The following is an 11,427-nucleotide window of genomic DNA, read 5'->3' as shown; positions in this document are numbered from 1 at the left end:
TCGCGAAAGCGGTGGTTCAGTCGACATCAATGTTGAATGACACACCGCCTTCGCGAGCAAGCCCGCTCCCACATGGGTTTTGTGGTTGGATTAGTGGCCGGAGGCAGCCGGCCCCGCCTTCGCTGCAAACGGCGGCTTCGCCAGCCACACCAATACAATCAGGCCCATGAATGCCCACCCCAGCAACGTGAAGTAATCCACGGTGGAGAGCATGTACGCCTGGCTGGTCAGCACATGATCCAGCTGCGCATAGGCCTGATTGCTCGCCCCGCCCAGGGCATTGAGCGCATCCCGTGTCGCCGGCTCATAGGTACTGATGCTTTCGCTCATATAGGCATGATGCTGATCCGCCCGGCGAATCCAGATCCAGGTGGTCAGCGACGCCGCAAAACTGCCGCCCAACGTGCGCAGGAAGGTCGCCAGGCCCGCGCCGTCGGCAATCTGGCTCGGCGGCAGGTCCGACATCAGAATGCTCAAGGTCGGCATGAAAAACAGCGCCACACCGATGCCCATGAACAGTTGCACCAGGGCAATGTGCTGGAAGTCCACTTCATTGGTGAACCCGGCACGCATGAAGCAGCTCAAGCCGATGGCCAGGAACGCCAGTCCGGCGAGCAAGCGCAGATCGAACTTGTGCGCGTACTTGCCGACAAACGGCGACATCAGCACCGGCAGAATCCCGATCGGTGCCACCGCCAGACCGGCCCAGGTCGCGGTATAACCCATCTGGGTCTGCAACCATTGCGGCAGGATCAGGTTGATCCCGAAGAACCCGGCATACCCGGCCACCAGCACAATGGTGCCGATACGGAAGTTGCGATAGGCGAACAGCCGCAGGTTGACCACCGGGTGCTTGTCGGTCATTTCCCAGATCACGAACACCGCCAGCGCAATCACCGAAATGGCCGCGCCAATGATGATGAAGTTCGACTCGAACCAGTCCAGGTCGTTGCCCTTGTCGAGGATCACCTGCAACGCGCCGACGCCGATGATCAGCGTGATCAACCCGACGTAATCCATCGGCTGATAACTGGTCACCACCGGACGCGCCTTGAGTTGCTGGCGCACCACCATCACCGCAAAAATCCCGATCGGCACGTTGATGAAGAAGATCCACGGCCAGCTGTAGCTGTCGGTGATCCAGCCCCCGAGAATCGGCCCGGCAATCGGCGCCACCACCGTGACCATCGCCAGCAACGCCAAGGCCATGCCGCGCCTTGCCGGCGGATAGACCGCAATCAGCAGCGTCTGGGTCATTGGATACAACGGGCCGGCCACCAGGCCTTGCAGCACCCGAAAGCCGATCAATTCAGGCATGGAAGTCGAAATACCGCAGAGAAACGAGGCCAGCACGAACAGAATGGTCGCCCAGAGAAACAGCTTCACTTCACCGAAGCGCCGGCTGAGCCAACCGGTCAATGGCAGCGCAATCGCGTTGCTCACTGCGAACGAGGTGATGACCCAGGTGCCCTGCTCCGAACTCACCCCGAGGTTGCCGGAAATGGTCGGCAACGCCACGTTGGCGATGGTGGTGTCGAGCACCTGCATGAAAGTCGCCAGCGACAGGCCGATGGTGCTGAGCAGCAGGCTGGGCGGCGTGAAAGATGCGTCGTTGCTCATCGCGAATCCTTTGAAACCTGATGGGCGCTGCGCCTGTTAAAGACGCCGCTGACCTTGTGGGAGCGGGCTTGCTCGCGAAGGCGGTTCTCTATTCAGCATCTCTGTTGACTGAACCACCGCCTTCGCGAGCAAGCCCGCTCCCACAGGGTGGGGTGTCAGCGTTGCGCGGTCTTGCTGACCGCAGCGCTGTTGTCGTGAATCAACCGGGCGATCATCGCGTCGGCCTCGACCAATTGACGGTCGTAGACGCTGGTGCTGAACGAAGCCTTCTGCGGCGGCTGTTGCGCCAGCACCGGGCCACTCTGGTCATGCAGGTTCACATCGACGCGGGTCGAGAGGCCAACACGCAACGGGTGCCTGGCCAACTCTTGCGCGTTGATGTGGATCCGCACCGGCACCCGCTGGACGATCTTGATCCAGTTACCGGTGGCGTTCTGCGCCGGCAACAGGGCAAAGGCACTGCCGGTGCCGGCGCCGAGGCTGTCGATGGTGCCGCTGTATTTCACGTCGCTGCCGTACAGGTCGGCCTCGATGTCCACCGGCTGGCCGATGCGCATGTCACGCAGCTGGGTTTCCTTGAAGTTGGCGTCGATCCACAGCTGGTCCAGCGGGATCACCGCCATCAGCGCCGTCCCCGGCTGCACCCGCTGACCGAGCTGCACGGTGCGCTTGGCGACGTAGCCGGTGACCGGTGCGATCAAGGTGCTGCGTGCATTGTTCAGATAGGCCTGACGCAATTGCGCGGCAGCAGACATCACATCCGGATGCGACGACACCACGGTGTCATCCACCAAGGCGCTGGTGGTTTTCAGCTGCTGCCTGGCGTTGGCCAGGGCGTTTTGCGCCGAGCTCAGGTCGTCACGAGCGTGGGACAGCTCTTCCTGGGAAATCGCCCCGCCGGCCGCCAGATTCTTGCGGCGGTTGAAGTTGTCCTGGGCCTTTTGCACTTCGGCCTGCTGCGCATTGACCTGGGCTTTCATGCCGTCGACGTTGCTGTACAAGCCGCGCACCTGGCGCACGGTGCGGGCCAGGTTGGCTTGGGCACTTTGCAGGCCGACTTCGGCATCGTTCGGGTCGAAGTTGATCAGCACCTGGCCTTCATGTACCAGGTCGCCATCGTCGGCGCCGATGCTGACCACGGTGCCGGTGACCAGCGGGGTGATTTCCACCACGTTGCCGTTCACATAGGCGTCGTCGGTGCTTTCGTTCCAGCGCCCGTAAAACTGGTGATAACCCCAGGCGCCGAGGCCGCTGAGTATCACCACCAGCGCCAGTACCACCAGCATGACTTTGCGCTTGCGTTGATTGTTCGTGTCTTGCGGGGTGTCAGGGGCTTGAGTTGTATCGGCAGTAGCCATGACGAGTACCTTGAATTAGTTATGCTGCGTGGCTGGGGTCGGGTTGGCTGCGGTCAGGGTCTCGCCCTGAAAACCGCCCCCCAGGGCCTGCATCAGTTGGATCGACAGGTCGATCTGCTCGGCATTCAGGCTGGCCAGCTGACGCTGGGCCTGGAGCAATTGCTGCTCGATGCTGAGCACGTCCAGATAGTTGCCGATGCCGGAACCGTAGCGCTGGACCACGGTGTCGTATGACTGCTGGGCAATGTCGGTGGCGTGTTGCTGGGCGCCGATCTGCCGGCCGATATCGCGCAACTGGTTGATGGTGTCGCTGACATCGCCCAGGGCTTTGACCAGGCTTTTGTTGTACTGCGCGACCGCAAGGTCGTAATCGGCGTCGCGGGCATCGAGGTCGGCACGCAGGCGACCGCCGTCGAAAATCGGCACGGAGATCGTCGGCGCAATGTTGAAGAAACGACTGGCGGAGCCGAACATCGCATCGCCCAGCAACGACTCGGCACCGGCTGCGGCGCTCAGGTTGAGGTTGGGGTAGAAGCGGGTTTTGCCGGCGTCGATGTTCTTGCTCGCCGCCTCGACCCGCCAGCGCGCCGCCACCAGGTCCGGACGCCGGCCGAGCAGCTCGGCCGGCAACACCGATGGCAGTGCCACGGCGCTGGCCTGGAGGATGTTCGGCCGGGCGATGTCATTCCCGCGATCAGGCCCTTTGCCGAGCAACACGGCCAAGGCGATTTTCGCGCTTTGCAGGCGTTTTTCGGCGTCGATCAGGCTGGCTTCCGACGAAGCTTGCAGGCTTTCGGTCTGCTGGAACTGGTACTGACTGTCGATCCCCGAACTCAAGCGCCGCTGGCTCAGGTCGAGCATTTGTCGGGTGCGCTTGAGGTCTTCGCTGGCCAGGTCATGGACGATGTGCGCCTGCCCCAGATCGCTGTAGGCGCGGGCGACGTCGGCCGCCAGCGTCAACTGCGCCGCCTGCCGGTCCACTTCGGCGGCACGGGCCTGGCCCAGTGCGGCTTCCCAGGCGTCGCGCTGGCCGCCCCAGAGGTCGAAGTTGTAATTGAAACTGGCGCCGATGTTGCGCACGGTGGAGTAGGCATCACCCTGACCGTTCGGATCCTGATCCCGCGCCAGGCGGGAGCGGCTGACGCCGGCGCCGGCATCGAGGGTGGGCATGCGCTCGGCGTCGGCGGCGTAAGCGGCGGCGCTGGCCTGATGGGCGCGGGCGTCGGCGATTTGCATGTCCGGGCTATCGTGCAGGGCTTCGCGGATCAGCCCGTCGAGCTGCGGGTCGCCGAGGCTTTTCCACCAGTCGCTTTTCGGCCAGGCTGCCGGCGACAGGGTCACGCCGCTGAGGGATTGTCCGGCCTTGAGGTTTTTCGCCTCGAGGCTGACGCCTTCGGTGTTCAGGCCGCTGTAGCTGGCGCAACCGGCCAGGGTCATGGCCAGCAGCACCAGGCTGAGGCCGGTGCGCAAGGTTTTACTGTTCATTTGTCACCTACCCGCAGCAGGGTGATCGAGTCGCCGGCTGCCACCAGGATTTTCTTCAGGATCTGTTCCAGGGTGTTCAGTTCTTCCGGGGTGATGGCGCCGGCCAGCTCATTCATGGCGTCGGCGCCGATGTGTGGCAGGCGGTCGGCGAGCTTCTGCCCCTCTTCAGTCAGCACCAACTGCACCTGGCGGCGGTCCGCCTCGGAACGCTGGCGGGCGAGGAAACCTTTCTGTTGCAGACGGTCGAGCATGCGCGTCATCGAACCGCTGTCCAGGGACAGGTGACGACAGAGCTCGGCCGGGGTATCGACGCCGAACTGGGCCATGATGATCAACACCTTGAACTGCGCCGAAGTGATGCCGTGGGGTTCCATGTGGGTGTCGATGATCCGGTCCTTGAGCAGCGCCGCGCGCCCGAGCAGGAGGCCGAGATGGCAATGCTGGAATTCGTCCGGGGTGAAATGTTTCATCTGACCACCAATTAGCTGCCTAGGCAGAGAATGTATGTCGAGATGTTACTGCTTAGGCAGCGAATGTCAACGTAATAGTTAGGTTGCTTGCTATTTTGTTGATAAATGGCGCCGGATTATGTGGCGTCCACGCCGACGCCTTCGCGAGCAAGCCCGCTCCCACATTCGACCGAGTCGCTGCATATGCATGCGATCAATGTGGGAGCGGGCTTGCTCGCGAAGGGAGCGACTCGGTTCCGGAGGAGACTCGGGGCTTAGAAATCCCGCTTGTAGAAAATGTCCAGCGAACTGGCCACGCCACCCGCGGCTTCGAGGTAAACCTTCTTGCTCAGCTTGTAACGCAAGGCGATGGTGTTGGCGGGCTCAAACACGCCAACCCCGTAACGCAGGCTGAGTTTTTCCGAGATATTGCCGCTGGCCACCACGCTGGTTTCGTTGCCGCTACCCTCGGTATCGAGCTGGAAGTCCTGGATGCCCAGGTTCTTCGCCAACCCGCCGGTCACACCGGAACTGCCCATCAAGCCCAACCCAAGGGCGGCCTGGGCGAGCATGTTGTTGTCTTCACCCGTGGTACTGATCGGACGGCCCAGCACCAGATAGGACAAGGCCTGCTCCTGGCTCATGGCCGGCTCGGAGAAGATTTGCGTGGTCGGTTGCTCGGCGCTGCCACTGAGACGAATACCCGCGATGATTTCATTGGTCTGGCGAATGGCTTCGATGTCGAGGTAGGGCTGATCGATAGGACCGGCAAACAGCAAGCGTGCCCGGCGCACCGTCAACCGCTGGCCGTAGGCACGGTAACGCCCGTCGTTGAGCCAGAGCTCGCCGCGGGTGTCCATGTTGTCGCCGATGTGCACATGCCCTTGCAGATTGGCGGTCAGGCCAAACCCGGCAAAGCTGAGTTTGTCTTCGCCCACCACCACATCGATGTCCATCGCCATGGCCATCGGCGGTTTGCCCTCTTCGGTCTGCTGGCCGATGATCACCGTGTCATCGGAAACCTTGACCGTCGACGGCGGCAACTCGCGCACGATGATTTCACCCTTGGGCACCCGCACTTTGCCGGCAACCGACAGTTTGTCGTCCTTGACCGAGATCTTCAGGTCCGGCGCCATTTCCAGCTTGGCATATGGCTCGACGGTCACCGGCAACTGCGAGCCCTTGAGCACCAGATCCACCACCAGCGCCTGGCCCCAGGCGATGTCGCCATTCAAGCTGCCCTGCCCGGCCTTGCCGCTTTTCCAGCTGCCATCCAATTGCACGCTGTTGCCGGCAATCAGCGCCCGTACCTGCAAGGCTTCAAGGTCCATCGGCAGTTCAGGCCCGGAAATCTCGCCGTCGCTGAGCAGCAGACTGCCGTTGACTTGAGGCGCCAGCAATGCACCGGAAATCGTGCCGCTGCCATTCAAGCGCCCGGTCATTTTCTCGACCATGGGCACAAATGGCCGCGCCACGGACAGGTCCAGTCCATTCAAACGGAAAGAGCCGGTCAGCGGCTTGTCCTTGGGCAACGGATTGATCTGTGCCTGTACCATCAATTCGCCGAGCTTGCCGCCAACGAAGTTGAAGTCGGTGTCGATGCGCTTCGGCGTGAGTTTGCTGGAGAGTTTCAGGGTCTGATACGGGAAGTCCAGCCACTGCTCTTTCTCGCGCACGCGCAGGGTGCCGCCGCTGGCATCGATGCTGATCTGACCGTTCGGGCCGCTGGCGGGCATGTCCAGTTGCAGGTCAGCGTTGAGCCGGCCCTTCCAGGCAAAATCCTTCGGCAACCACTGCGCCAGGCTGTCGATCGGGAATTGCTTGAGGTGATAACGCAACTTCGGCTCCGGCATCAGGCGCTGGTCTTCACCGCACAGGCTGGCGGGGCCGGACATCCAGCAGTGGGCGCCGAAGTTGATCTTGCCGTCGGCCAGCCGTTCGAGCTTCGCCGGGCCTTGCAGCTTCCAATCCTGGCCACCGGCCTGGATATCGCCACTGGCCAGACGTCCGCGCCAGCTGCCCTGGTCCAGCGTACCGTCCAGTCCCAGCGCCAGTTTCAGCTTCGGCCCTTGCAGGTCGAGGTTCAGCTTCTGCTTCCTGATATCGCCCTGGCCACTGGCGGTCAGCGTGCCCAGCGAGGTGTCGCCGGCCTGGATGCCGCTGCCCCTGAGATCGATTTTCGCCCGTTGCGCGCTGTCGAGCGTCGCGTCCAGGTTCAGGCTTTGCAGGCGATTGTCTTCGAACGCCAGCTGCGTACCTTGCAGCCCGAGTTTGCCTTGCGGTGCCTTGAGCGTGCCGGCGACATCGACCCGGCCGTTGAGCTGACCGCGCAATTGCGGCCAGAGCTGCGCCAGGCGCGGCAGCTTGATGTCGATCTGGCCGGCGAGCTTCTGTTGCAGGCTGCCCTTGCCGTTGATGCTGTTGTCGCCCAGGCGAATCTGCAGCGCACTGAGGTTCCATTGCTCGCCGCCGCCATCGGCCTTGGCCTGGATCACTGCCGGTTGACCGCGCAGCTTGCCCTTCAAATCCAGGTCTGCATTCAGGCTGAGTTTTTCGTTCTTCAGCTCGCCTTTGCTGCGTAACGGCCCGGCCAGGGTGCCCGGCAATTCCGCGACCCAGTACGCCGGATTGATCGCCGACAGGTCCAGCGCGGTATCCCAGGCAATGCCATCGGCGAATTGCAGGTTCAGGTGGCCCTGGGCCTTGCCCTGCCCCGCTTCGAGCTGGATTTGTTGCAGGTAGATTTTCGTCAGGTCGCCAGCGAATGGGCTGTTCAGGCTGAACGCTCCGGCCGGGCCATCCAGCGCCGCCTTGAAGTTGCCGAGGTATTTACCGTCGGTGTAGGAGACTTCACCGTTGAAGCTGCGCAACGCCACTTGCGGTTCATCGATCAGCGGATAGAGGCGGTGCCAGGGGAAATCCAGCCAATCGATTTTCGCATCAGCGTTCAGGCCTTTGCTCCAGTCCAATTGCCCGCTGAGCTTGAGGCTCTGCTTGTCGTTGGCCGTCAGGTCCAGGCCGGCGATCTGCGCGCCATTGGCGTCGACCTTGCCTTGCAGCGACAAAGCGACCGGGCCTTGCTCGGCGGGCAGCGTGGCCTTGCCGAGCAGCTGGTAACCCTGTTTCAGGTCGCCGTCGCCGGTGAGCTCCAGCTGATTGAGTTGCAGGGTGTCCGGCAGGTCGGCGCTGGCCTTGAAGCCGTCGGCGGTGATGCGCACCTTGGCCGGCAGGTTTTCCACCAGGGGTTGCAATTCTCCCGTCAGTTGTCCGTTCAGGTAGCCGCTGCTGTCGGCTTTCAGGTTCAGGGTTTTCAGCAGGTCGCCGTCGACCTTCAGCGCCAGCGCCCAAGGCTCGGCGCCCGGCGACGGCAGGGTCAGTTTGCCTTCGGCCTTGAGCGGCCAGTTACCGGTGGGTTGCAGCAGGCCGGAAAGATTCAGGCTCAGTTCATCCCGTTGCAGTTGCACGGAATCGATCTGCAAACCTTTTTCGGTCCAGTGCGCCGCCAGTTGCAGGCCCTTGAGCGCTTCGCTGCCATTGAACAGCAGACTGGCGACCCGGACATCGCCCAACTCGATCGCCAGAGGCAATGTCAGGTCCGGGAGCGTGATGGGGCCGCTGCTCTCCTCTTCCTCGCCCAGGGGGAATTGCAGGCTGACCTGGTCGGCCTGCAATTGCTCGATGCACAGGGTCATGCGCGCCAGGCACCACGGCGACCAGGCGAAAATCGCCTGGCTCAGCTCAACCCGGCTGCCGTCCTGCTGCCACAACAGATGGTCGGCGCTCCATTGCCCGCCCAGTCGCCCCTGAAAATTCTCCACGGTCAGACCTGGCACAAACCCGAGTGCCCAGCGACTGCCCGTCGCCGTGCCCAACACCGCGACCAGCGTCAGGACGACCAGCATCAGCAGCGCCAGAATCGCCAGCAATGTTACTTTCAAACCACGCTTCACAGCTCGGGCCCCATGGAAAAGTGCAGTCGAATGCCGCCGTCGTCGTTCATCGCGTGAGCCAGGTCGAGGCGGATCGGCCCCACCGGCGACACCCAGCGCACGCCGATACCGACGCCGGTCTTGAGGTTCGGCAGTTCCAGTGTATTGAAGGAGTTGCCCTGGTCGACGAAGGTCGCCACCCGCCATTTTTCGGCGACGGCGTACTGATACTCGACGCTGCCGGCCACCATGTAACGACCACCGATGCGGTCGCCTTTGGAGTTTTCCGGGGACAGGCTCTGATAATCGTAACCGCGCACGCTCTGATCGCCACCGGCGAAGAAGCGCAGTGACGGCGGCACCGATTTATAGCCGTTGGTGGCGCTGCCGCCGACCTGCACCCGACCGAGTAAGCGGTGTTTGTCGAAGACGGTGGTCAGGCCTTTCACCAGCGCCGTGCCGTACAGCAGGTTGTTATCCGAGCCCAGCCCTTCCTTGGCCACTTTGGTCTCGAACGCCAGGCGATAGCCGTTGTGCGGGTCGATGCGGTTGTCGCTTTTCAGATAGGAATAACTGACGCCGGGCATGAGCAAGGTGCTGAGCCCCGAGTCGTCGCCGAGTCGGTATTCTTCCCGTTGCCATTTGAGCGACACCACCCGTTGCCAGCCGCTGGGCAACTTGCTGTGCCACTCGGGACCGAGGGTCAACAGCTTGCTCAGGCTGTCCTTATCGGCGATTTCTTCATATTGATAGCCGCCGGCGAAGCGCAGTTTGTCGGTCAGCGGCGGGTCCAGCGGAACGTCGTAGAACAGCCCGACGTTTTGCCGTGGGGCCGAGACTTCGGTTTCCCAGCCGTAGCTGTGCCCCTGGGGGTTGACCCAATGTCGGGTCCAGTTGGCCTTGACCCGTGGGCCGACGTCGGTGGAGTAGCCCAGGCCGAGACCCATGGTCCGCGGCTTGCGGGTGTCGAGTTTGACGTCCACCGGGATCACATTGTCCTTGGACGCGGTGGGCGCCGCATCGACCCGCACGCCTTCGAAATAACCGCTCGATTGCAGGGCCTGATTGAGTTCGGCGATCAGTTCGGAGTCATAGGGTGCGCCCGCCTTGAACGGCACCATGCGCTGCAGCAGGTCTTCGTCGAAGGGGGTATCGCCTTCGAAACTGACTTTGCCCAGGGAGTAGCGTGGACCACTGTTGTAGATCAACTCGATGTCGGCGACGCCGGCTCGCGGGTCTACCGCCAGTTTCTGGCTGGTAAAGCGTCCGCTGAAAAAACCGTAGCGCGAGGCCTGATTCTGGATCAGGCGCTTGGCGTCTTCGTAATGCCCGTGGTTAAGCACCGCGCCGGTTTTCAGCGCAGCGCTCTTGGGCACACGAAAGGATTTAAAGGACGCGGCCGGACCCTCGACGCGCACGGTGACGTTGCGCAAATGCACCGGCTCGCCGGGATCGATGTTCAGCACCAGGCGCGGCGTCTTGCCGCCCTTCACGTCGCTTTCGATCTGCGGCTGGTAATAACCCAGGGCCTGGGCGGCCTTGCGCGCCTGTTCCTCGGCGCCCCGACTGAAGCGCAGCAAGGCTTCCTCGTCGCGATCGCCGAGGCTGCCGATATAGCCCTCTATATTGGCTTTGAGTTCATCGTTGGACGGTTTGATCCGCACATCCAATTCACTTTGCGCCAGCGCCGCGTAGCTGGTGATCAGCATCAGCACGCCGCTGGTAAATCTTCCTGGAAACTTCATAGGCGCGGATGCTATCACGAGCTTGGGAGCGTGATAGAGCCTCGCTTTGCCCGAAAGTTCTATCTGTATGCCGTTTTATGCCGTTGCTGTTTGTAACACCTGGGGATTGGCGTGGAAAAACACGTGCTCGCGGATCGGTCCTACGGCCACCTCGCCGATTTCCTCATAGCCCTGACGCTTATAGAACTCCAGATAACGAGGATTCCCGGTATCGAGGACGACGCCCTGAGAGTGTTCATCCACCGCGCACCAGTTATGCACCGCTTGGAGCAGCTGTTCGCCGAAGTGCTTGCCCTGAAATTGCGGATGAATCCCCAGCAACGGCAGCAGGTGCACCGAATCGGACGGCACGCACGCCATCACCGCTTCGTGATAGTCGAGGTAACGGCGGGTGCAGCGAAAGCCGGTGCTGAGCACCATGCGCAGGCGCCAGGCCCAGCTTTCGGTGATGCCCAGGCGCCGTTGCGGCGGCGCGATCAGGGCGATGCCGATCAACCGGTCGTTGACCAGCAGGCCGATGGCCGGCAAGTCCTGCAGAAAGTGTTGTTTGACCAGTTCGCGCACCGTGGCGCGAACCCGTTGTTCATAACCGGGGCGTTCGGCTTCGAACAGATAACCGAAGGTCGGCTCGTGCCGATAAGCCTGGTACAACAAGGAGCGGGCTTCGCGGGAATAGCCGCTGTCGAGCATGTGGATATCGGCGGTGGCGGTCGAGGTTTCGGGCATAACGGTTTATCTCCCCGGGGCGCAGCTCAAAAGGCTGCGTTCTTATGGGTACGAGCCCTTCAGCGCCGGCACAGTTCCGTGCTGATCCGAAATCAGTGCAAGTGCATAGGCCGCC

The 11,427-nt window shown here is 62.3% G+C and carries 7 protein-coding genes; all 7 read right to left on the bottom strand.

Annotated elements, in window-relative coordinates; all coding sequences use genetic code 11:
* Positions 1 to 90 precede the first annotated feature (90 nt).
* The 7 genes from F8N80_RS11700 to F8N80_RS11670 all read right to left on the bottom strand — a co-directional run bounded on the left by F8N80_RS11700 (position 91) and on the right by F8N80_RS11670 (position 11,312).
* Entirely contained in the window at positions 91 to 1,620 is a 1,530-nt protein-coding gene (locus F8N80_RS11700; protein WP_150783919.1) for a DHA2 family efflux MFS transporter permease subunit, read from the bottom strand.
* A 155-nt stretch (positions 1,621 to 1,775) separates the two neighbouring features.
* Positions 1,776 to 2,978, bottom strand: coding sequence for an HlyD family secretion protein (locus F8N80_RS11695; protein ID WP_150783918.1), 1,203 nt, complete (start codon positions 2,976 to 2,978; stop codon positions 1,776 to 1,778).
* 15 nt (positions 2,979 to 2,993) lie between these two features.
* The gene (locus F8N80_RS11690; RefSeq protein WP_150783917.1) at positions 2,994 to 4,463 is read right to left on the bottom strand and encodes an efflux transporter outer membrane subunit; all 1,470 of its coding nucleotides are present in this window, start codon (positions 4,461 to 4,463) and stop codon (positions 2,994 to 2,996) included.
* A complete protein-coding gene (locus F8N80_RS11685; RefSeq protein ID WP_150747377.1) occupies positions 4,460 to 4,933 on the bottom strand; it encodes a MarR family winged helix-turn-helix transcriptional regulator in 474 nt (157 codons plus the stop codon). Before F8N80_RS11685 ends, F8N80_RS11690 begins: the two co-directional genes overlap by 4 nt.
* Before the next feature lie 254 nt (positions 4,934 to 5,187).
* Complete coding sequence (locus tag F8N80_RS11680; RefSeq protein WP_150783916.1) at positions 5,188 to 8,862, bottom strand: translocation/assembly module TamB domain-containing protein; 3,675 nt, start codon at positions 8,860 to 8,862, stop codon at positions 5,188 to 5,190.
* Positions 8,859 to 10,586, bottom strand: coding sequence for an autotransporter assembly complex protein TamA (locus tag F8N80_RS11675; RefSeq protein WP_150747375.1), 1,728 nt, complete (start codon positions 10,584 to 10,586; stop codon positions 8,859 to 8,861). The genes F8N80_RS11680 and F8N80_RS11675 overlap by 4 nt, the downstream gene beginning before the upstream one ends.
* A 75-nt stretch (positions 10,587 to 10,661) precedes the next feature.
* Positions 10,662 to 11,312: a GNAT family N-acetyltransferase gene (locus tag F8N80_RS11670; protein WP_150747374.1), complete on the bottom strand. Its 651-nt coding sequence runs from the start codon at positions 11,310 to 11,312 to the stop codon at positions 10,662 to 10,664.
* Positions 11,313 to 11,427 lie beyond the last annotated feature (115 nt).

Origin of the sequence: Pseudomonas fluorescens (assembly GCF_902497995.1) — a bacterium.
GTDB lineage: Bacteria > Pseudomonadota > Gammaproteobacteria > Pseudomonadales > Pseudomonadaceae > Aquipseudomonas > Aquipseudomonas fluorescens_BK.
The sequence above is the reverse complement of the archived record's forward strand: the minus strand, read 5'-3'. Positions and strand labels throughout refer to the sequence as shown.

Bases quoted from the DNA above. Each gene is read 5' to 3' on its own strand.
- F8N80_RS11700 (WP_150783919.1), bottom strand. From the start codon at position 1,620: ATGAGCAACGACGCATCTTTCACGCCGCCCAGCCTGCTGCTCAGCACC.
- F8N80_RS11695 (WP_150783918.1), bottom strand. From the start codon at position 2,978: ATGGCTACTGCCGATACAACTCAAGCCCCTGACACCCCGCAAGACACG.
- F8N80_RS11690 (WP_150783917.1), bottom strand. From the start codon at position 4,463: ATGAACAGTAAAACCTTGCGCACCGGCCTCAGCCTGGTGCTGCTGGCC.
- F8N80_RS11685 (WP_150747377.1), bottom strand. From the start codon at position 4,933: ATGAAACATTTCACCCCGGACGAATTCCAGCATTGCCATCTCGGCCTC.
- F8N80_RS11675 (WP_150747375.1), bottom strand. From the start codon at position 10,586: ATGAAGTTTCCAGGAAGATTTACCAGCGGCGTGCTGATGCTGATCACC.
- F8N80_RS11670 (WP_150747374.1), bottom strand. From the start codon at position 11,312: ATGCCCGAAACCTCGACCGCCACCGCCGATATCCACATGCTCGACAGC.